Source organism: Actinotignum sp. UMB0459, assembly GCF_051905915.1.
Lineage (GTDB): Bacteria > Actinomycetota > Actinomycetes > Actinomycetales > Actinomycetaceae > Actinotignum > Actinotignum sanguinis.
Genome location: NZ_JBQAIK010000008.1, coordinates 36,296 through 58,418, shown reverse-complemented (window position 1 = coordinate 58,418; position 22,123 = coordinate 36,296). Strand labels below are relative to the sequence as shown.

Annotated in this window: 16 protein-coding genes and 2 pseudogenes; 13 read left to right on the top strand and 5 right to left on the bottom strand. The window is 61.8% G+C overall.

From position 1 onward, the window contains the following. Nucleotides 1-70 precede the first annotated feature (70 nt). The 3 genes and pseudogenes from guaA (at nucleotide 71) to pflA (ending at nucleotide 5,340) form a co-directional block, all read left to right on the top strand. On the top strand, nucleotides 71-1,648 hold the full coding sequence (gene guaA / locus ACTFPK_RS01935; protein ID WP_274733267.1) for a glutamine-hydrolyzing GMP synthase: 1,578 nt from the start codon (nucleotides 71-73) through the stop codon (nucleotides 1,646-1,648). A 419-nt stretch (nucleotides 1,649-2,067) separates the two neighbouring features. Then, nucleotides 2,068-4,458, top strand: a pseudogene (gene pflB / locus ACTFPK_RS01930) (formate C-acetyltransferase). 3 nt (nucleotides 4,459-4,461) lie between these two features. Continuing rightward, entirely contained in the window at nucleotides 4,462-5,340 is an 879-nt protein-coding gene (pflA, locus tag ACTFPK_RS01925; protein WP_375712905.1) for a pyruvate formate-lyase-activating protein, read from the top strand. Nucleotides 5,341-5,494: 154 nt separating this feature from the next. Here pflA and ACTFPK_RS01920 read toward each other — a convergent pair whose 3' ends face one another. Further along, entirely contained in the window at nucleotides 5,495-6,265 is a 771-nt protein-coding gene (locus tag ACTFPK_RS01920) for a DUF981 family protein (protein WP_274733264.1), read from the bottom strand. A gap of 84 nt (nucleotides 6,266-6,349) precedes the next feature. Between ACTFPK_RS01920 and ACTFPK_RS01915 the strand changes: the two genes are divergently transcribed. After that, nucleotides 6,350-7,729, top strand: coding sequence for an aldehyde dehydrogenase family protein (locus ACTFPK_RS01915; RefSeq protein WP_274733262.1), 1,380 nt, complete (start codon nucleotides 6,350-6,352; stop codon nucleotides 7,727-7,729). A 141-nt stretch (nucleotides 7,730-7,870) separates the two neighbouring features. After that, complete coding sequence (locus ACTFPK_RS01910; protein ID WP_274755757.1) at nucleotides 7,871-10,519, top strand: UvrD-helicase domain-containing protein; 2,649 nt, start codon at nucleotides 7,871-7,873, stop codon at nucleotides 10,517-10,519. Here the strand turns inward: ACTFPK_RS01910 and ACTFPK_RS01905 are convergent. From ACTFPK_RS01905 to ACTFPK_RS01890, 4 genes are read right to left on the bottom strand one after another with little or no spacing between them, the layout of a single operon-like run. Next, nucleotides 10,467-11,465, bottom strand: coding sequence for a metal ABC transporter permease (locus tag ACTFPK_RS01905; protein WP_274733259.1), 999 nt, complete (start codon nucleotides 11,463-11,465; stop codon nucleotides 10,467-10,469). The genes ACTFPK_RS01910 and ACTFPK_RS01905 overlap by 53 nt on opposite strands. Next, nucleotides 11,462-12,511, bottom strand: coding sequence for a metal ABC transporter permease (locus ACTFPK_RS01900; protein WP_274755756.1), 1,050 nt, complete (start codon nucleotides 12,509-12,511; stop codon nucleotides 11,462-11,464). The genes ACTFPK_RS01905 and ACTFPK_RS01900 overlap by 4 nt, the downstream gene beginning before the upstream one ends. A gap of 12 nt (nucleotides 12,512-12,523) precedes the next feature. After that, nucleotides 12,524-13,267 (bottom strand): metal ABC transporter ATP-binding protein, encoded by a 744-nt coding sequence (locus tag ACTFPK_RS01895; RefSeq protein WP_274755755.1) that lies wholly within the window; start codon nucleotides 13,265-13,267, stop codon nucleotides 12,524-12,526. Between the two features lie 9 nt (nucleotides 13,268-13,276). Further along, complete coding sequence (locus ACTFPK_RS01890) at nucleotides 13,277-14,242, bottom strand: metal ABC transporter substrate-binding protein (RefSeq protein WP_439910965.1); 966 nt, start codon at nucleotides 14,240-14,242, stop codon at nucleotides 13,277-13,279. Nucleotides 14,243-14,421: 179 nt separating this feature from the next. Here ACTFPK_RS01890 and ACTFPK_RS01885 point away from each other — a divergent pair, with 179 nt between their 5' ends. The 8 genes and pseudogenes from ACTFPK_RS01885 (at nucleotide 14,422) to ACTFPK_RS01850 (ending at nucleotide 22,022) form a co-directional block, all read left to right on the top strand. Continuing rightward, complete coding sequence (locus ACTFPK_RS01885; RefSeq protein ID WP_274755754.1) at nucleotides 14,422-14,595, top strand: hypothetical protein; 174 nt, start codon at nucleotides 14,422-14,424, stop codon at nucleotides 14,593-14,595. After that, nucleotides 14,580-15,879, top strand: a pseudogene (gene trpD / locus ACTFPK_RS01880) (anthranilate phosphoribosyltransferase). The gene ACTFPK_RS01885 and the pseudogene trpD overlap by 16 nt, the downstream one beginning before the upstream one ends. Further along, on the top strand, nucleotides 15,872-16,708 hold the full coding sequence (trpC, locus tag ACTFPK_RS01875; protein WP_274755752.1) for an indole-3-glycerol phosphate synthase TrpC: 837 nt from the start codon (nucleotides 15,872-15,874) through the stop codon (nucleotides 16,706-16,708). Before trpD ends, trpC begins: the two are co-directional and overlap by 8 nt. A 2-nt stretch (nucleotides 16,709-16,710) precedes the next feature. Continuing rightward, the gene (gene trpB / locus ACTFPK_RS01870; RefSeq protein ID WP_126134747.1) at nucleotides 16,711-17,943 is read left to right on the top strand and encodes a tryptophan synthase subunit beta; all 1,233 of its coding nucleotides are present in this window, start codon (nucleotides 16,711-16,713) and stop codon (nucleotides 17,941-17,943) included. Then, on the top strand, nucleotides 17,936-18,733 hold the full coding sequence (trpA, locus tag ACTFPK_RS01865) for a tryptophan synthase subunit alpha (protein ID WP_274733249.1): 798 nt from the start codon (nucleotides 17,936-17,938) through the stop codon (nucleotides 18,731-18,733). The genes trpB and trpA overlap by 8 nt, the downstream gene beginning before the upstream one ends. 77 nt (nucleotides 18,734-18,810) lie before the next feature. Beyond that, complete coding sequence (locus ACTFPK_RS01860) at nucleotides 18,811-20,211, top strand: cell division protein PerM (protein WP_274755751.1); 1,401 nt, start codon at nucleotides 18,811-18,813, stop codon at nucleotides 20,209-20,211. Nucleotides 20,212-20,278: 67 nt separating this feature from the next. Continuing rightward, complete coding sequence (locus ACTFPK_RS01855; protein ID WP_274755750.1) at nucleotides 20,279-21,682, top strand: alpha/beta hydrolase; 1,404 nt, start codon at nucleotides 20,279-20,281, stop codon at nucleotides 21,680-21,682. A gap of 70 nt (nucleotides 21,683-21,752) precedes the next feature. Beyond that, nucleotides 21,753-22,022 (top strand): DUF3017 domain-containing protein, encoded by a 270-nt coding sequence (locus ACTFPK_RS01850; RefSeq protein WP_274733242.1) that lies wholly within the window; start codon nucleotides 21,753-21,755, stop codon nucleotides 22,020-22,022. The last annotated feature ends 101 nt before the right edge of the window (nucleotides 22,023-22,123 follow it).

Sequence of the window (22,123 nt, the reverse complement as noted above, 5' to 3'; positions counted from 1 at the left end):
ACGAAGGTCCTAGACCCGCACCGGGTGCGGCCTGGCTCCCAGTAGGCGCCGGCGCGTTTTAATCATTAGAATGAACAGCGTGAATACCAGCGATAATTCCCCGGTTCTTGTTGTCGATTTTGGTGCGCAGTACGCTCAGCTCATTGCGCGGCGCGTTCGTGAAGCACACGTTTATTCAGAAATTGTTCCGCATACCATGTCCGCCGCGGATATGCTGGCGAAAAACCCCGCGGCCATTATTCTTTCCGGCGGCCCGGCATCCGTGTACGCGGAGGGTGCGCCCGCAATCGATAAGGATATTTTTGAGGCCGGGGTGCCCATCCTCGGGATCTGCTACGGGTTCCAGGCGATGGCCCAGGCACTAGGCGGGCGCGTGGGACGCACCGGCACTCGCGAATACGGGCGTACCGAAGCCCGCACCGCCGGCGATTCCTGCCTCTTCGCAGGTCTGGAAAATAAGCAAATTGTGTGGATGAGCCACGGGGACGCCGTGAGCGAAGCCCCGGAAGGCTTCACCGTTACCGCCGCCACCGATGAAACTCCGGTGGCCGCATTTGAAGACCGCAAGCGCCGGCTCTTTGGCGTGCAATGGCATCCGGAGGTGCTCCATTCCCAGCGCGGTCAGGCCGCACTGGAAAACTTCCTCTACGAAGGCGCGGGGATTAGCCCGAACTGGACTCCTTCCTCCATTATTGACGAGCAAGTGGCCCAGATTCGCGAGCGGGTGGGTTCCGCGCAGGTTATCTGCGCGCTCTCCGGCGGGGTGGACTCCTCGGTTGCCGCCGCGCTTGTGCACAAAGCTATTGGCGACCAGCTCACCTGCTTCTTCATTGACCACGGGCTGTTGCGCGCCGGTGAACGCGAGCAGGTGGAACGCGATTACGCGGAAAGTACCGGCATCCGTATCTTCACCGTCGATGAATCGCAGCGGTTCCTGTCCGCGCTGGCGGGTGTGCGCGATCCGGAAACGAAGCGCAAGATCATCGGGCGGGAGTTTATTCGCTCCTTCGAAAGCGCGCAGCGCCAGCTGGTAGATAAGCTCGGGGGCGGGGAGGATGTGAAATTCCTCGTACAGGGAACCCTGTACCCCGACGTGGTGGAATCGGGCGGGGGAGAAGGTGCTTCCAATATTAAGAGCCACCACAATGTGGGCGGCCTGCCCGAGGATATGAATTTCGAGCTTATCGAGCCTTTGCGCAGCCTCTTTAAAGATGAGGTGCGCGCCATCGGGCGTGAACTGGGCGTGCCGGAGAAAATCGTGGCCCGCCAGCCGTTCCCGGGGCCGGGCCTGGCGATTCGCGTAATTGGTGAAGTCACCGAAGATAACCTGCGCATCCTGCGTGAAGCGGATGCTATCGCTCGCGAAGAACTCACCGCGGCCGGGCTGGACGCTGAGATTTGGCAGTGCCCGGTGGTACTGCTGGCGGAGGTTCATTCGGTGGGCGTGCAGGGTGATCACCGCACCTACGGGCATCCCATCGTGCTGCGCCCGGTATCTTCCGAAGATGCGATGACGGCCGATTGGGCACGCGTTCCCTATGATGTGCTCGCCCATATTTCCAACCGCATCACCAACTCGGTTGCGGAAGTGAATCGCGTGGTTCTGGACGTAACCTCCAAGCCGCCGGCAACGATCGAATGGGAGTAACACTCATCGAAAAAAGTGATTCCTCACACATGTGAGACGGATGGTGACGTGAAGTCGCGTATCGGCGCGCCCGCCGGGGGCGCCGCGGGATTATGCGCCGCTCATCTCACGTGTCAGGGAATGTTTTTGCGCAGAAGCGCGTTAGGATAAACGTAGGCGCGGACAGCGAGTGATACACGCCCGCCGCCCGTGCCGGACAATATAAATCGAGAGTCGCTTGTGCCTGACCGATTGATACGGACAACAGGTAAAAGAATCAGGACTTGTTACCTCGGTGCCGTAGCGATTCACGCGAAGGTGTGAATGCGGTGCGGACGCAAGCGTGCGGCAATTTTTCACGGAATATCTGTTCCGTTGCGAGTTGCTTTATGCTTGGATAATAACGGGTACTGACACGACACAAGGAGAGTTAGACGCACATGGAGCGCACTGCTACCGATACCCCAACAGAGGAAGCCTGGGCGGGTTTCACGTCCGGCACCTGGAATGAAGCCATTGACGTTCGTGACTTCATCCAGAAGAACTACACCCCCTACGAAGGGGATGCTTCGTTCCTGGCCGGCCCGACGGAGAAGACCACCCGGCTGTGGGAATCTCTTGAGGAAAATTACCTCTCCGAGGAGCGTCGTCGTCGCGTGTACGACGTCGACACCGACACCCCGGCCGACATTGACGCTTTCCCCGCCGGCTACATTTCCGAAGATGACGACGTCGTCGTCGGCCTGCAGACGGATGTTCCGCTCAAGCGCGCGATGATGCCCAATGGCGGCTGGCGCATGGTGGAAACCGCTATCAAGGAAGCGGGCAAGGAAGTCAACCCGGAGATCAAGAAGATCTTCACCCGCTACCGCAAGACCCACAACGACGCGGTCTTCGATATTTACACCCCGCGTATTCGCGCGGCTCGTTCCTCGCACATTATTACCGGTCTTCCGGATGCTTACGGCCGTGGCCGCATTATTGGTGACTACCGCCGCGTGGCCCTCTACGGTGTGGATAAGCTCATCGAAGAGAAGCAGGCCATGAAGGATTCGGTGGCCGATCAGCCCTTCTCCGAGCACTGGGCTCGTTTCCGTGAGGAACACGCAGAGCAGATCAAGGCTCTGAAGAAGCTCAAGACCCTCGGTGAAATCTACGGCTTCGATATCTCCGGCCCGGCGAAGAACTCGCGTGAAGCCGTGCAGTGGCTGTACTTCGGCTACCTCGCTTCCGTGAAGAGCCAGGATGGCGCGGCCATGTCCATCGGCCGTCTGTCCGCCTTCCTGGATATTTACTTCGAGCGCGATCTGGCCGCTGGAACCATTACGGAATCTGACGCGCAGGAAATGATTGACAACCTCGTCATGAAGCTGCGTATCGTCCGCTTCCTGCGCACCATCGATTACGATCAGATCTTCTCCGGTGATCCTTACTGGGCCACCTGGTCGGATGCCGGTTTCGGTGACGACGGGCGTACCCTCGTCACCAAGACCTCCTTCCGCCTGCTCCAGACCCTGCGTAACCTGGGTCCGGCTCCGGAACCGAATATCACCATTTTCTGGGATCCGGCACTTCCGGAAGGCTACAAGGAATTCTGCGCGGCTATTTCCATCGAAACTTCCTCCATCCAGTACGAATCTGACGAACAGATTCGTAACCAGTGGGGCGACGACGCCGCCATCGCGTGCTGCGTTTCCCCGATGCGGGTGGGCAAGCAGATGCAGTTCTTCGGCGCGCGTGTGAACTCCGCCAAGGCTCTGCTCTACGCCATCAACGGCGGTCGCGATGAAATGACCGGCAAGCAGGTGACCGAGCCGGGTCTGTTCACCCCGATCGAAGGGGACGGCCCGCTCGACTTCGACGAAGTCTGGCAGAAGTACGAAGAGATGCTTGACTGGGTGGTTGGCACCTACGTTGAAGCGCTCAACATCATCCACTACTGCCATGATCGCTACGCCTATGAAGCGGTGGAGATGGCTCTGCACGATTCGGAGATCATCCGTACCATGGGTTGCGGTATTGCCGGCCTGTCCATCGTGGCGGACTCGCTTTCCGCGATCAAGTACGCGAAGGTGTACCCGGTTCGTGATGAAACCGGCCTCGTTGTTGATTACAAGACGGAAGGCACCTTCCCGATTTACGGTAACGACGATGACCGCGCTGATGACATCGCGGCTACCGTGGTCCACACCATCATGGCGAAGATCAAGGCGATCCCGATGTACCGTGATGCCATCCCGACGCAGTCGGTGCTGACCATTACCTCCAACGTGGTGTACGGCAAGGCCACGGGTTCCTTCCCGTCCGGTCACAAGGCTGGTACCCCGTTCTCCCCGGGTGCGAACCCGGAGAACGGCATGGACACCCACGGCATGGTGGCATCCATGATGTCCGTTGGTAAGCTGGATTACAAGGATGCCCTCGATGGTATTTCCTTGACGAATACCATTACGCCGGCTGGCCTCGGCCGCAATAAGGACGAGCAGGTCAAGAACCTGGTCGGAATTATGGACGCCGGCTTCATGGCTGAAGAAGACTAAAACTCTAAGATTCAACCCCCAACAAAGAAAAGAAGGTAAAAAATGGCTAAGACCTACGAAGAGCGTCTCGAGTCGATGAAGGCTGCTCGCGAAGATAACGGTGGGGTGCAGGGTCTGTACCACGCTAATATCAACGTGCTGGATCGTTCCACCCTCGAGGACGCGATTGATCACCCCGAGAAGTACCCGAACCTGACCGTTCGCGTTTCCGGCTACGCCGTCAACTTCGTGAAGCTGACCCGCGAACAGCAGCTCGACGTTCTTTCGCGTACCTTCCATCACTCGGCATAGCAATTGTCTGCTGAGTTGCGACTAGCACCGGTCGGCCTTCAAGATTTCGAAGCGCCGACCGGTCGGTTGCAGGGGGCCGGTCTCGGAGGCATCGATATCCTCGATGACATCGAACGTAAAGAACGGCTTCGCAAGATGCGCGAGGGAACCCTCGGTTCCGTCCACTCGTGGGAACTTGTGACCGCGGTGGACGGGCCCGGGACCCGAATGACAGTCTTCATGGCGGGGTGCCCCCTGCGGTGTCTGTACTGCCATAACCCTGACACCTTCATTATGAAGGACGGTCAGCCGGTGGATTCCGACGAATTACTGCGGCGCTGGAAGCGCTACCGTCGTATGTTCAAGGCGACGGGTGGCGGGATCACGATCTCGGGTGGCGAATGCTTAATGCAACCCGCCTTCCTCAAGACCGTGCTCCGCGGTGCCAAAGAAATGGGAATCCATACGTGTATCGATACTTCCGGATATCTTGGGCGTAACGTCGATGACGAAATGATGAACTACATCGACATGGTGTTACTCGACGTTAAATCCGGATCCGAAGAGGTGTATAAGCGCACGACCGGCCGTGAACTGCAACCGACCATTGATTTTGGTGATCGATTGGCTGCCGCGGGCAAAGAAATCTGGGTACGTTTCGTACTTGTGCCCGGGCTGACAGACGATCCGGAGAACGTGGAGAACGTTGCGAAGATCGTTGCACGGTGGAAGAACGCGGTTAGCCGCGTTGAAGTTCTACCGTTCCACCAGATGGGTCGAGACAAGTGGCATTCACTTGGCTACGACTACCAACTGGAAGACGTCGTACCGCCGTCACCGCAAGCTGTGGAAGAAGCGCGGGAGCATTTCCGGCGCTTGGGGCTCAACACTCCGGCTTTCTAAACGCTACGGATGACGCCAAGGGCCGCGTCCCGAAAGGGATGCGGCCCTTGTGTGTGCGTGCCTGGGTGGTGCGCTGGTGGGACGATGCTGCGTCGTCGTTCACAACAATGAAGGTACGACGACGCAGCTGCACCCACGCAGCAGCATGGCGGCACTACATGGTGTTGACCACCAGCCCGATATGGGTATAGAAGTTCATCGCACCGAAGAGCATGAAGATCACCCCGCTGATAACCAGGCACCAGTAGGCGGCACGTACCACGCCCTCGCGCACCTGCCCGCGGGCATCCAGCCGCACCGCGCCGAAGAAGAGAATCGCGCCCACACCGGCCAAACCAAAGACCGCGGAGAGGGCAATGGACTCCAGCCAAGGGTAGGCCGCAAAGGAACCGGAAATCGGCTCCTGCGGAGGCGCCGCAAAGAACTGGTAGACCATCCCGGCGCACATAATGGCCAGGAGAGCCAGGCCCATTGCCAGCGCGAAAATGGAGACGGGCCGGGCAATCCGGGCGAACGTGTGGAAGGGAGTGGCGGAGGTGAGGATACGTTCCCCGCGCTTCCACAGGATGAAACTCGCCGCCAGCAAGAGCGCCCCGAAGCCGAGGCAGGTTTCTCCAAAGATAATATTGTCAAAGGGGAAGCCCCCGGCGGCCAGCGGCCAGGTGAGCGACATGTGCAAACCGGTCAAGGTCTGAATAAGGCCGGTGATGAAAAACCCCAGGGTATAACCGTCCAAACTGACGGCCCTATCTGCATCCTCTGTGGCTGCTGCCGGGACAGCGCGCCGCAGCTGCGCCAGCAGTCTGCCAACCAAGATGAGGCCCACCCCGGCCGCGATGGCCATAATGGTGTTGTAGGTGGGCATCGAAGCCCAATCAATCATTCCCGGGGTGCTTTCCCCGGTAAAGAAGTCTCCCACGTTCACCACTCCTTTCTTCGTTTAGGACTAATGTCCCCATCATAGCCAGGTTTTCGCGCGGAGTGGGATGTGGCACAGTAGGCTAGGGTTATGAGTAACTACCGTGTGCATAATCCCAATACCGGCGAGGTGGAAGAACGCTTCGCCTCCCTACCGGCAGCTGCTATCCCCGGTGTGATCGGTGCTGCCTGGGATGCTTTCACCACGTGGCGGGATACTCCGATGGAACTCCGTAGCGAGATCCTGCACCGCTTCGGGGAACTCGTTACGGAGCGCACCGCTGAACTCGCTGATATTATCGGGCGCGAAATGGGCAAACCGTTGCGCGACGGCGCCGCGGAACTCGCCACGGTCAGTCATCATGCCCACTGGTTCGCGGATAATGCGCCGCGCTACCTAGAACCCACCCCGCTGGATGCCGGCGACGGCATCCCTACCTACGTGCTCCATCAGCCGCTGGGCGTTCTGCTGGGGATCATGCCGTGGAATTTCCCCTATTCGCAGATCGCACGCTTCGCGCTACCTCAACTCATGGTCGGCAATACGATTCTTATGAAACAGGCGGAGATCTGCCCGCGCTCCTCGGCCGCCTTCGAAGCGCTGTTGCGCGAGGCCGGCCTGCCCGCGGGTGTTTACCAGAATATCTACCTGGATATCGCGGATACGGAGAGAGTCCTGGCGGATCCGCGAGTCAAAGGAGTGTCGCTCACCGGTTCGGACCGGGCGGGTTCCGCGGTTGCGAGTTTGGCCGGGAAGTACATCAAGCGTTCCCTCTTGGAATTGGGCGGTAATGACGCCATGGTGGTCCTGGATGCCGCTGATATCGGGGCGGTGGCCCGGGAGGCGGTGCGCACCCGCGTCTTTAACGCGGGGCAAGTGTGCACCTCGAATAAACGCATTATCGTGCTGGATAACGTTTTTGATGAATTTCTTGCGGCGGCCCGCGCGGAAATCGAGAGTATCGTGGTGGGCCCCTATGATGACCCGGCCACGGATATGGGGCCGCTGTCCTCGATTGCGGCACGTGATGAAGTGGTGCGGCGGGTGGCGAGCGCCGTCGCCGCAGGAGCGCATCTCCACTACGGCGGGACCGCACTTGACCGACCGGGTGCCTATATGACCCCGGCGCTGCTCACTGATATTCCAGCGGACCACGATATCGCCTGTAACGAAGTATTCGGGCCGGTGGTGGCGCTCTACCGGGTGGCTCATGAGGAAGAAGCCCTCGAGCTGGCCAATAGCAGCGCTTACGGTTTGCAATCCTCGGTGTGGAGCCAGGATCTGGAGAAAGCGCAGCGCTTCGCGGCGCGGCTCGCGGCCGGGATGACCATTATCAATAAGCACCGCGAATCGGCGCCCACGTGGCCATTCGGTGGGATTAACCGGTCCGGTTACGGCCGTGAAGAGGGCGCCTGGGGCTTGCGTGCTTTCACCAACGAACACGCGGTACGGGTCCACCCGGCACGGTAGGTACGACGCCGCAGCCCAGCTGGCACGGTGGCTGGCTAGCTACCCGGGTGGCTTACCGACTCCCGCGGTGACCGGACTGACAGCACCACACAGCTTCGGAACGTTTTTTGTGTCGGGGTGGTGTCGTACCCTAGAAGGGCTATGGAGGAATCGTACAAGTCAACAATCGCGCGGCTGCGGGAGCGTGTGGCGGCCGCACAGCAAGCCGGGGCTACCGTGGGGCGCCGCCCGGTTGCCGTGCCCGTACCTGCCCGGGCGGCCGAAGCTGCGCCGGCGGGGGCGGCCGCGCCGGTAGGCCATGCTGCGCCGCAGTCCGCAGCGCCCGCGGCGTCTGAAACCGGCAGCCCCGGTGGTACCAGCGGGGCCGCGGAGCGTATCCTCACCGGCCTCAATAGCGCCCAGCGGGAAGCGGTGGTGCACACGGGCGGTCCACTGCTCGTGGTCGCCGGGGCCGGCTCGGGTAAAACCCGGGTACTTACCTCGCGTATTGCCTATCTCATTGCTACCGGGCAGGCTCACCCGGCCAATATCCTCGCCATTACCTTTACCAATAAAGCGGCCCGGGAAATGCGCGAACGCTTGGAGGCAATGCTCGGCGGTTTGGCTCGCGGAATGTGGATCTCCACTTTCCATTCCGCCTGCGTGCGGATTTTGCGCGCCGAACACCGCGCGTTGGGGATGCGTTCCACGTTCACTATTTACGATGCTGCAGATTCGCAGCGTCTCATGACGATGGTGTGCCGGGAAGAAAATATTGACATCCGGGCCTACCCACTCAAAATGCTCAGCCGCCAGGTTTCCAATCTCAAAGATGAACTGGTCACCCCGGCGGCACAGGCCGCGGCTGCCACTGATCGGGACGGGCAGGTTCTGGCCCAGGCGTATGCCGCCTACCAGGATCGTTTGGAGCGTGCCAATGCGCTAGATTTTGATGATCTCATTATGCGCACGGTGGAGGTTCTCACCTCGCATCCGGATATTGCGGAACGCTACCGCACTCGCTTCCGCCATATTTTGGTAGACGAATATCAGGACACTAACCACGCCCAGTACGTTCTGGTGCGCACCCTCGCCGGGCAGGGGCCGCAGCGCTCCTCCCTCACCGTGGTGGGAGATGCAGACCAGTCCATCTATGCTTTCCGCGGCGCCACCATCCGCAATATTGAGGATTTTGAGAAAGATTTCGCGGATGCCACCAGTGTGGTTCTGGAGCAAAACTATCGCTCTACCCAAAATATTCTTTCTGCTGCCAATGCCGTGATCTCCCATAATGAAGGGCGCCGGCCCAAAAAGCTGTGGACGGATTCGGGTAGCGGGGAAAAGATCACCGGTTACGTTGCCGATTCGGAAAGCGATGAAGCGCATTTCGTTGTCACGGAAATTGATCGACTTCGTGATGATAGCGGGGTGCGGTACGGGGATGTGGCGGTGTTCTACCGCACCAATTCCCAGGCGCGGGCCCTGGAAGAAATGTTCGTGCGTTCTGGCATTCCTTATCGGGTGATTGGCGGGACCCGTTTCTACGAGCGCAAAGAGATTAAGGACGCCCTCGCCTATCTGCACGCGGTGGCTAATCCGGATGATACTGTCTCGCTGCGCCGCATCATTAATGAACCGAAACGCGGGGTGGGGGATACCGCGCAGGGCCACCTGGCTACCCATGCCCAACGTTGGAATATTTCCTTCGGTGCCGCGGTGGCGGATGTGGCCAGTCCGCACCCGGAGCGCGGTGAGGTTGCGGGGCTCACGGCTCGGGCCCGCCGCGCCGTCGCTGACCTTGCCCGGATCCTCGAAACCGCCCGCGCTGAAGCGGAAGCTGGCGGTAAACCCGGGGATATCCTCGATTACCTCATGGATGAATCCGGATACGTGGCTGTGCTACAAGAATCCAAAGACCCGCAGGATCTTAGCCGGGTGGAAAACTTGGCCGAATTACACGCGGTCGCGGTGGAATTCTCCGCCCAGAACCCGGATGCCACGCTGGGGGAGTGGCTGGACCAGATCTCGCTGGTCTCGGATACGGACCGGCTTCCCGAGGGGAGTGAATCTGAAGGGGAAACCACCCTCATGACGGTTCACACCGCGAAAGGTCTGGAGTTCCCGGTTGTTTTCGTGACCGGTCTGGAAGATGGCACGTTCCCGCATATGCGCTCTCTAGATGACCGGCGCGAACTGGCTGAGGAACGCCGCCTGGCCTACGTGGCTTTCACTCGCGCGCGCGAACGCCTCTATATTTCGCGGGCGGCAGCGCGTTCGTCGTGGGGTGCACCCCAGGAATTTCCGCCCTCGCGTTTCATTGAAGAAATCCCGCCCGAACTTATTGATTGGCGCCGGGAGCGCTCCTCCCAGGATCTCGTGCGGGGGGCCGGCATCGGATCCGGTATCGGTTCCGGATACGGGTGGGGAAGCCGGGAGCGGCGCGCGCCGTCGTTCTTTGACGACGACGCCGGGCCGGTTATCGGTTCGGGCAAGTTCACACCCGGGAAACTCGGGGTGCCCGCCACGGCAAACTCGGCCGCTCAAGCAGATTCCGCGGAAGGCAATGCGTCCAATGCGTCCAATGCGTTCAACGCGGCTAGCACGCGGGCGGGCGCGGCAGGTAGCTCCGCTGGCCCGGCAGATACCGCTGGTTTCGCGGTGGGTGACATCGTGGACCACCGCTCCTTCGGGCGGGGGACCATCCTCGGTTTTGAGGGCCGAGGAAAGTCCACCACCGCGAAGGTCGCCTTCGGTTCGGTTACGAAACGCTTGATGCTGCGTTTCGCTCCGTTGACGAAAGTGGAGAAGTAACCCCGGGAGTCCTGGTAACCGAGGTAGCTCCGGTAACCTCACCGGTCACGGCGGTACCGGCCGGCACGCGTAGGGTACGGCGGTGGCTGCGTGCCGCTGCCCGCCCGCCGAGCTTGCACCAGGCCAGCGCAGCCAGGAAAACCACGCCATCGGTGAATGCCATCATGGCGGACGTGGCCAGATCCAGGTAGAGGGCCACCACGAAGCCAAGGAGCGCCTCAGCAACCGCGATGATGATGGTGAGGATCAGCAGGTGGCGCAGCGAACGGGCGAAAAGAATCGCGGTGGCCGCCGGAACCACCATAAGAGCAATCACAAGAATCGCTCCCGCGGCATTGAAAGCCGCCACCACGGTCAGGGAGACCAGCATCATAAGGCCCAGCTCCACGGCGCGCACCGGGAAACCGATAGTGGCGGCGAAATCACCGTCGAAAGTATCGGTTTTGAGCACCCGGAAAAACACCGCGATAAAAACAGCGTTCAGCGCGCATACCGCGAGCAACTGCCACATGGTGCGCGGGCCGATATCGTAACCGCCGATAATAATATGCTCCGGACTCAGAGCCATGAGATTGAGATCTCCGGTGAGTACGGTGTCCTGGCAAATATGTACGTGGGAGAGGGTGGTTGATAGCAACAAAATACCCAAGGCGAACAGCACCGGGAAGATGACGCCCTGACTCGCGTCCCCGGTCAGCAGGCGGGTGCGATCCAATTGCTGGGCACCGAGCACCACCACCAAACCCATGAGCGCCGCGCACACCACCATGACCGGGGAATGCGTGGAACCGGAAAGAATCGTGCCGATCACAATCCCCGGGAGCACCGCGTGGGACATCGCATCCACCAGCATGGATCGCCCACGTAATACCAGGAATACCCCGGGAAGTGCGCAGGTCACCGCGGTCACCACCGCAAGCAACATCACTGCCACGATGAAACTCATCGCTCACTCCTTTCCGAAGCAGCGGACGCTGCCACACCGGCCGGCGCCCCGGGCGTCGTCGTCGCTACATGGTGCGTCGCTGCGGTTGCTGCTTGTGCGGAGGCCGGTACTGCGGCGGCAGCGCGTGCCTGCGCCACTAGATCTCCGCGCAGACGCCGCTGGCGCAAGGCCACCACCACGATGGAGCGGCGCGGCGCGGCGAGCAGGGACGCCGCAAAAATAACGAAAAGGTGGATGACCACAACGGGGCCGGTGGGAACCTTCCCCAGGCACACGGACAGGTATGCGCCCGCAGCGCCCGCGAGCCCGCCGAAAACGCCAGCGAGCACCATCATCGAGGACATCCGGTGGGTCCACTGGCGCGCGGCAGCGGCCGGCATAATCGCGAACGCGACCATGAGAATGAGCCCCACGCCCTTGATCCCGATAACGATGGCGATGGTGACCAGCACGAGCATGAGCGGGGTGAGCACCCGCGGGCTGAAACCCTGTAACTGTGCCGTCACCGGATCGAAAGTCACCAGTTTAATTTCTTTAAAGAAGGCCAGGATAACGGCGACGGTCAGCACCCCGAACACCGCGATAGTCACGAGGTCCCCGGCGCGCACATTCGCCGCATTCCCGAACATGTAACTGTCGATCCCACCGCGATTGGGCAGGTGAGAATGGGTAAGGAGGCGCAGGCACACCATCCCGCCCCCGTAAAACAGCGAGAGGCAGATAGCCATGGCGGCATCCGGCTTCACTTTCGAATGCGCCACGATGATATTGGTGAGCACGACGGCGCACATCGCCGCCGCGCTCGCCCCGAGGACCAGGACCACCATCGAGCGCCCGTCACCGCCCAGCAGCGTCGCCACGGTGAATGCGGCCACAACGCCGAGGATGGAGCTGTGCCCGATCACATCGGACACCAGGGACTGCCGGCGCAGGTAGAGCAGGCAACCAGCCACTCCCGAAAACACCCCGATGAGGGTGGTGCCGATGAGCATGGTGCGGAAAATATAGGTTCCCCACAATTCCAGCGGGGAAATAAAATCAATCATCGCGCCGCGCCCTCACTTGCGATCGAGCGCCACGGAAAGGCCGTAAGCCCGCGCGATATTATCCGCGGTGAAAGCCTCGGCCACGCTCCCGGCCGCCACCAGGTTGCCGCCCGAGAGCAGCACCACGCTATCGCAGAAATCGGGAACCGTTTGTAAATCGTGATGCACGATCATAACGGTCTTCCCCTCATCCACGAGTTCGCGCAGCAGCGTCATAATCGCCTGCTGGGAGGTGATATCGATACCGGCGAAAGGTTCGTCCATAAGGTAGAGCTCAGCATTCTGGGCCAGGGCGCGCGCCACGAAGGTGCGCTGCTGCTGGCCCCCGGAAAGCTCATTAATATGGCGGTGGGCTAGATCGGAAATCCCCAGGCGCTCCATAGCCGCGGCGGCCGCTTCGCGCTGGCGTGCGCCCGGCCGGCGTAGCCAGCCGAGTTGGGCGTAGGTACCCATAAGCACGACGTCGCCCACCGTGGTCGGGAAATCCCAGTCCACGGTGGCGGTTTGCGGCACGTAAGCAAGGCGCGAACGCACCCGGGGGAGAGGCTCACCGAAGAAAGCGACCTCTCCGGCGAGGGCGGGCACGAGGCGCAGGGATGCCTTCATAACAGTAGATTTCCCCGCGCCGTTCGGTCCGAGAAGCGCCACCACCTGGCCTGGACTGACGCGGAGCGATACATCGCTCACCGCGATCGTGTCCTGGTAGGCGACGCTCAGGTGGTCAATCTGACAGGCCAGCGTGGTAGCGGTTCCCATCGATATCACCTATTTCTGCGAGAGCGCGCTGACGATGGAGTCAACGTTGTACTTGAAAGCACCCAGGTAGGTGTTCGTGGGTGCTTCGGAGCTGAGGGTATCCGCGAAGAGTTCGTTATCGGAGACCTCCACGTGCCAGCCCTTTTCGCGCACCGCGTCCTGGAGGTGCTTAATAACTTCCGGATTCTTGAGGTTGTCCTGGAAGATCACCGGAACCTTGCGTTCGGCAATGAGGGAGGCAAGCTCGTTGAGTTCCACCGCGGACATTTCCGATTCGGAGGAAACGAAATCGGTGGCGTGAATTTCAATACCGAACGACGAGCCCAGGTAGTTGAAGGCATCATGCCCGGTGATGAGCACGCGGTTTTCCTTCGGAATCTTATCGAACTTGGCCTTCGCTTCCTCGGCGGCCGCGGCGATCTTCTTGTTGTATTCTTCCGCGTTCGCCTTGTAGAGATCAGCGTTGGCGGCGTCGATCTCACCGAGCTTGGCGGCGGTGGCGGTCACCACGTACTGCCAGTTCTCCGGGGAGTTCCACACGTGCGGGTCGTGGCCTTCGATCTTGCCGTCTTCTTCCCAGGGGAGGAGCTTATCTTCCGGGATGGCTTCGGCGGCCGCGATCTGGCGGTCGCCCAGCTTCTCCAGCTGGCCCATCATCTTGTGTTCCATATCGTGGGAGGTCCACACCACAAGATCGGCCTTTTCAATGGCCTGGGTGTCCTGGGTGGTCAGTTCCTGGGTGTGAGGATCACCGCCGGGCTTGACCAGGGTGGTTACGTTAGCCTCGGGGGCGACATTGCGAATAACATCCTCGAGGTAACTGGTTGTTGCCACCACCGACAGGCCCGCGGCCTTTGAGGAGTCGGTGGCGGTGGAGTCGGATGCGTCCTTGTTGTCGGTAGCGCAGCCGGTCAGAGATGTGAGTGCCAAAGCCCCGGCTGCGGCAATCGCAGCCAACTTAACAGAATGTTTCATGGTGTCCTTCTTCAATCACGAAAGCATGTAAGGTATGGGTTTCTTTACTCGGGACTTGAATATGTTAACTGATGCACGCATAAAGCACTAGGGCGGATCTGCGAAACCCCGCGAAAAATCCGGAGAATCTCTGGATGAAAGATAAATAAGAATAATTTCGTGCCAGGTGGCTGCGGATAATGCGGGCCCACGTTTGGTGGTACGACGCCGCCGCTCCCGCGCCGCGCCCCACCTGTCCGCATGATGGACCGGGGCGGGGGCTCGGTTCGGGGTGGGATAAGCTCGCAGCTATGCAGCAGGATCTCAAGGTACAGGTCCGGGCCGGTGCGGCCTGGCGATGGTGGCGCGCCTAAGAAGCGCGTCCTGCGGCGTACCAGCGCCGTCCCAACCACTTGAGAGGAGAATCCCGTGCAGCGGGACCTACCGCATTTACCTGAGCACCATGTCCCCGATGCACTATCCACGCATCGCTTGGCTACCACCACATTTTCTACCTCCACCCACGCGCAGCTGCGCTGCCGCTGGTGGAAAGCCGCCCGGGGGCGATGGCAGAGCCCGCTCAGCCTCGCAGTTCAGAAAAATGCAGTCCAAAAAATCTTTCCACACGTACGGAGTTGTCATGATTAAAGAAGCCATTATTAAAGTTGTCTCCAAGCAGGATCTCACCTACGACGAGGCCTATACCGTTATGAATGAGATCATGGGCGGGGAGAGCACCCCCACCCAAACTGCAGCTTTCCTTGCCGCACTGTCCACGAAGAACGCCCGGGCGGAAACTACCGATGAGATTTCCGGCTGCGCCACCGCCATGCGTGAGCACGCCGACTACTTCGAGGTTCCTTTCCCCACCCTGGAAATCGTGGGAACCGGCGGGGATAACGCCCATTCCTTCAATATTTCGACGACGTCGATGTTTGTGCTGGCCGCCGGGGGAGTGAAGGTCTCCAAGCACGGCAACCGCGCTGCCTCTTCGCTCTCGGGCACCGCGGACTGCCTGGAAGCTCTCGGGGTGAATATCAACCAGGATCCGGATACCTGCCGCCGCCTCCTCGATGAGGTGGGTATGTGCTTCATGTTCGCCCAGCTTTATCACAAGTCGATGAAGAACGTCGGGGCGATCCGCAAGGAACTGGGCTTTCGCACCGTCTTCAATATTCTCGGGCCGCTGACCAACCCGATCCACCCCGAGTACCAGGTCCTCGGGGTGTACGACGAATACCTCGTCGAACCCCTCGCCCGCGTCCTCAATGACCTGGGCGTCCACCGCGGCCTCGTGGTTTACGGCCAGGATAAGCTCGATGAAATCTCTCTCCGCACCCACCACGGTCTGCGAAGTGCGCAACGGCGAATACCGCACCTTCGAAATGTCCCCGGATGTCTTTGGGTTCAACCGCGCCACCCCGGCCGATATGCTCGGTGGCACCCCGGAAGAAAACGCCCAGATCACCCGCGATATCCTTTCCGGCAAGATCACCGGCCCTAAGCGCAACGTGGTTCAGCTCAACGCGGGTGCTGGCCTGTATATCGCCGGCAAGGCCCGTTCCATTGCCGTGGGCGTGGATATGGCCGGTGACCTCATTGACGACGGCAGCGCCTACCGCAAGATCGACGAATTCGTGGAGGCCTCGCGTGCCTAATATTTTGGAGCAGATTGCCGCCGCCACCCGGGAGCGGGTGGCGCGCGATAAAGAACAGACCCCCGCGCCCCGCATGCGCGAACTGGCCGCGGCGCTCGCGCCCGCACCCGGGAGTAACCCTGCGAGCTTCCCCTTCGAAGCGGGCCTGCGCGGGCCCGGACTCGGCTTCATTTGCGAGGTGAAAAAAGCCTCGCCGTCGAAGGGCATTATTGCCGAAGATTTCCCCTACCTCGATATCGCCCGGTCCTACGAGGCGGCCGGGGCGGAGGCGATGTCCGTGCTCACCGAACCGCAGTGGTTCCTCGGCTCGGACCGCTACCTGGAGGAGATCGCGCGCACCGTGACCACGCCCTGCCTGCGCAAAGATTTCGTGGTGGATTCTTACCAGATCTACCAGGCGAAAGTGCTGGGCGCCAGCGCGGTGCTCCTCATCTGCTCCCTCCTGGATGCCGCTACCCTGCGCGAGTACCTCGAACTGGCGCATTCCCTCGGGCTTTCGGCCCTGGTGGAAACCCACGACGCCGCGGAAATTGACTCCGCCCAGGCCGCCGGTGCCCGCATTATCGGTATCAACAACCGCAACCTCAAAGATTTTTCGGTGGATCTGACCACGGCCGGTCAGCTGCGGGCCCGCATTGGCACTGGCGCGCTCGTCGTTGCTGAATCAGGTGTGCGCGGAGCCGCGGATGTGGAAGCGCTCGCGGCCGGCGGCGCCGACGCGGTGCTCGTGGGGGAGGCTCTCATGCGCAGCGCGGATAAAGTAGGTGTACTGGCCCAGTGGCGCCAGGCCGCGGCGCGCGTCGTCGCCCCCGGACAGGAGAAAGAGTAATCATGAGCGAAGAACACACGTTGGGAAGCTCCGCGCCGGAAACCGGCACCTCCGAGCGCCCGGGCCGTTTCGGTATCCACGGCGGGCAGTTCATCCCCGAAACTCTCATGCCCGCCATCGAAGAACTCGATGCCGCCTACCGGCACTATCGTGATGACCCGGAATTTAATGCCGAACTCACCGATCTCTTCAATAATTACGCGGGGCGGCCCTCCCTCCTCTACTACGCGGAGCGGATGACGCGCGACCTCGGAGGAGCGAAGATCTACCTCAAACGCGAGGATCTCAACCATACCGGCGCCCACAAAATCAATAACGTGCTGGGTCAGGCGCTGCTCGCGAAGAAAATGGGGAAAACTCGCCTCATCGCGGAAACCGGGGCCGGTCAGCACGGGGTCGCTACCGCCACGGCCGCCGCGCTCTTCAATATGGAGTGCGTGGTGTTCATGGGTGAGGAAGATACTCGCCGCCAGGCCCTCAACGTCTATCGGATGCGGCTGCTGGGTGCGGATGTGGTGGCCGTCAAGTCCGGGACCGGCACTCTCAAGGATGCCGCCAGTGAGGCGTTCCGCGAATGGACGGGCCGGGTGAGCGATACCCACTACTGCCTCGGCTCGGTTATGGGCCCGCATCCCTTCCCCACGATCGTGCGTGACTTCCAGGCGGTGATTTCCCGCGAGGCGCGCGCCCAGATTCTCCAGGCGGAAGGGCGCCTGCCCGATGCGGTGATCGCCTGCGTGGGCGGGGGCTCCAACGCGGCCGGTTCGTTCTATAACTTCGTAGGCGACGCGGGCGTGCGCCTCATCGGCGCGGAGGCGGCCGGACGGGGCGTGGATACCCCGGATACCGCCGCCACCATCGCCACCGGCACCGAAGGTATTTTCCACGGCATGAAATCGTATTTCTGCCAGGATGAATTCGGGCAGATCGCCCCGGTGTACTCTATTTCGGCCGGCCTGGACTACCCGGGCATCGGCCCCGAGCACGCCTACTGGCACGATATCGGGCGCGCGGAGTACGTTCCGGTCACCGACGCGGAAGCTGTGGACGCTTTCGAATACCTCTCGCGTACCGAGGGGATTATTCCCGCGATTGAATCGGCGCACGCTCTCGCCCACGCCATGAAGATCGCCCCGGAGATGCCGGGCAAGATCATTATCGTCACGCTCTCGGGCCGCGGTGATAAGGACGTCGCGGCCATCGCGCGCTACCGGGGAGAAGATATCCATGACTAAACAGGTACCCATCGCCCGGGCTTTTTCCCGCGGCAAGGCTTTTATTCCGTTCTTCACCTGCGGGGATCCGGATTTAGGTACGACGGCGCAGATCATTCGCGCGGCCGGCCGGGCAGGTGCGGATCTCATTGAATTCGGCGTGCCCTTCTCTGACCCGACCGCCGAAGGCCCCGTCATCCAGGCATCCTCGGAGCGGGCGCTGCGCGGGGGAGCCACAACGGACGCGATTTTTGAGATGATCGCTGAGGTGCGCCCGGATCTGGAGTGCCCCTTTGTCATTATGACCTACGCCAATGTGGTCTTTTCCTACGGCCCGGAGCGCTTCGCGCGCCGCTGTGCGGAGGTGGGGGTTTCCGGTGTGATTCTCCCCGATGTGCCTTTCGAAGAGAAGGCCGAATTCGAAGCTCCGCTCGCGGCCCACAACGTGGATCTCATTTCGCTGATCGCGCCCACGTCCTCGGATCGGATCGAAGCGATTGCGCGGGCGGCGCGCGGTTTCCTCTACGTGGTTTCCTCCATGGGGGTGACGGGCATGCGCTCGAATATCACCACCGATGTGGGTGCCATCGTGGAGAAGATCCGTTCGGTTACCGATACCCCGTGCGCCATCGGGTTCGGGATTTCTTCCCCGGAGCAGGCCGCGCGTATGGGCGCCCTCTCTGACGGCGTGATTGTGGGCTCGGCCCTGGTTTCCCGGATTCACGAACTGGCCGCTGCCGGAAAAAGCGCGGATAGCATCGCCGCGGATATTGCCGGACGGGTGAGCGAACTCAAGGGCGCACTGCGGTAGCGCCGTGAACGTGCGGTGAGCAACACGCCGGGCCCTCTTCCGCGGCCCGGCCCGCTCCGCGCGTCACCATGGAGGGGATGTTAACGTATTCGCGCCGCGTGGCGCTCGCTCTGGCCGTTATCCAGCCCGTGGTTCTCACCTGGATCACGGTGGTGCTCATCTGCCTGCTCGGCTACACCCTCACCGCGGCCTCCCCGCTGCTCGGAGATGTGACCTGGCAGGGCGCTGCGCGCCTGGGTGGCTCCCTGTGGCTGCTCGCGCTCGGCTCACCCCTGGTGACCGCGGGTGGGCATATCGGCCTCATGCCGCTGTTCCTCACCGCGCTCATCGCCTGGCTCACCGTGCGTTTCTTGCGCTCCATCGTGGTGGAAGATTGGTGGGATGTTCTTATCGCAACGCTGAGCGGAGCGGGAAGCACCGGGGTGATCTGCCTCTTCTCCCTCCCGCAATCCTCGTTGCTTCACGCCCTCGTGGGAGGGGCGGTGCTCGGTTTCCTGGCCAGCCAATGTGCCTGGCTGGAGCGGCCCGCCTGGCCCGGCGTAGCTATCCTTGAACGCGGCTGGCGGCTCATCGCACCGCTGGCCACGACCCTGGGTGCGGTGAGCATCCTCCTGGTTCTTAGCGCGCTGGCGCTCGGCTTCGGGCAGGTGCGGGCCCTGCACGCCGCCTACCTTACGGACCTCACCGGCACGATTCTCTTCACCCTCACCCAGCTGCTGTTCGCACCCGCGCTGGCGGTATGGGCGCTGGCCTACGTGACCGGCGCCGGTTTCACGGTGGGTAGCGGCGCCGTCTTTTCTGCCCTGGGCGGCAGTTTCGCACCCATCCCCGGCCTACCTATTTTCGGCTTGTTGCCCGATCCGGCGCTGCGCCCCGCCTGGCTCCTCATCATTCCCGTCCTGACTGGTCTGACCTGGGGTGTTATCCGTTCGCTCCGCCCGCGTGACTGGGTGAGCGCCGGGGTGGGCGCCCTGGAGCTGCTGGTCATTGTGGCCCTGGCCGGGCAGGTTGCCACCGGCGGAATCGGTCCGGGCCGCATGCTCGAGGTGGGTACGGATGCCCCGCTGTTCACCGGCTGTGTGGCGCTCACCGTGCTGCTGCCCTTCGCCCTCGGCTACGGGGCGCGCGATTTTTGGACGTGGGTGCGCGGGTGCTGGGAGCGTTACCGGGTACGGCGCGCCCTGCGCCCTTCCGTTGCGAAGCGGAACGACGCCGCCGCACAGCCCGAGGTAGCCACCTCCGCCACCTCCGTGCCACCTGCCGGTACCGTATCGACGGAGCAGGTCACACCGGGCCAGGCCGTGCCGGAGCAAGCCACACCGGAGGATGCCGAGGTAGCGGGCGGGCAGAGCGCTCTTACCGCGGATGCCACCGCCACCGCATCCACCGCACCCACCGCCGTGACCGCTGCGGAACCCGCACCTGCCCCGCCGGCTGCCGCTGACTGGGAAGAGCGTGGGAAAAGTGAGGAAAAATAACAGGAGAGCTGGGCGTAGAGTGAAATAACGGCGCGCGGGTCCGCCCGAGCGGCCTAAAATTTTACCTATGCTTCAACCCAATACGCACGGGGCGCTCCTGGCCGCTGGCCTGTGCTCGCTGGCTTTCCTGGCGCTGGGGGTGCGCACCATCCCGCGTACCCGCCGCCTGGCTACCGCGATTCCGGTGCTTGCGATGGTGATCTCAGCGGTATGCGGCGTCGTCGCTATTGGGGTGGGGATGAACCTCAACTTGCAGTACGCGAGCACGTGGAGCGATGTCAAAACCATTTTCACAAAAAGTGGTGGCAAGGCATCCGTGACCGCGGTGACGAGCGAACTACCCAAATACGCCGGACAATCCGGTGAGATCCCCATGCCCGAAGGTAAAGAGTGGAAAGCCGATTTCACCCCCGCCGGAGGAGGGGTGGTGAGCACGGTCTTCCGCGGCCCCGAATCCGGCCTTGAACTGCCCGTATGGGTCTACCTACCCCCGGATTATTCCCCCGAACGCACCTACCGGGTAATCGTTATGATTCAGGGATTCCCCTCCCAGACGGAGAAAATCCCGGGCGTGCTGGATTTGGAACATACGATGCCGGCGAGCGCGCCGGATACTATCGTCGTCGTTCCCTCCCTCAATGTTGATAACCAACAGCCCGATTGCGTGGATCTATCGGGGCGGCCCGCGGTGGGCACGTGGGTGAACCGCGACGTCGTGCAGATGGTGCGCAAGAATTTCTCGGTTTCCGCGGATCGGCGCGACTGGGCCATTGCCGGGGCCTCCTACGGGGGCTGGTGCGCGCCGGTGCTCGGGCTGTACAACCCGCAAACCTTCGCCTCGGTGATCTCCTTTTCCGGATACAACGTGCCGGTTATTGGCCTGACTCAAGCCCCCGGCCTGCGTGAACAATTCACCGTCACCAATCTTATGAAAAAAGCGAGCTGGCCCCAGTCCATGTATTTCACCGGGACCCGTACCGATAACGACCCGGTGGAACTGGCGCGCGGCCTGGAGGAAGTTGATAACCCGCGCCTGAAAACCACCGTGCACCTCGACCCCAACGGCGGGCACTCCTGGGACACCTGGAAAAAACAGCTCCCCGGGGCGCTGGACTGGTGGAATGGTGGCCAGACGGGCGGAACGAAAAGCGTGGTGGCCACCCGCGGGTGGATGACTCAAAAAACCACCGTTGCGGGCGCCTACGTGATTTTCGCGCTTCTGGCAGCCGGGAGCGTGGTGCGCGGGCGAAGCTTGGTGCGCCGCCGCCTCTACGTGCCCCGGCACGCCGCGCAGACCCGCCGCCATGCCCTCCCGCGCGGCAAAGGCCGCTACCGGATCCGGCGTTGGACCTGGGTGAGCTTGACGGTAGCCTGGGGGATCGTTGCCCTCCTCCTCACCGTCAATCTCAAAACACATACGGTTGAAGATATCCGCTTTATCGGCGCCTTCTTCCACCTCTTCACCATGTAGCGGCCGCGCGGGCCGCGGATAACTGCCCGGGCCACGGATAGCCGCCCGGGCGCGGGATATACTGGCCGATGTGAATGCGCATTTTTCTCACCCGGTGGTCTACTGGGCCTGCGCGGCCTGGATCGGCATCGTTATAGCCCTGGCCTTCCTCGCTGACCCGCGCGTGGCGATCCTCGCGCTCGCGGGCAGCTTCGTGGTTCTCGCGGTGGCGCGCCTGACCCTGCCCACCGGCTACGTTCCCTCGGTGCGCTCGCGCATCACGGACGCCGCCACCCTTCTCCTCTTTGCCGCAGCCCTCTTTTTCCTCGCGCGTTTCGCCCTCACGCCTCCCGTTATTTAAGAACGACGCCGCAGCGCCCCGGCACGCCACCACGCAGGCACGGCGGCGGCGTCGTACCAGCATGCTGCCCGCGTGTTCGCTTGCCGCTTGTTTCTGAGACA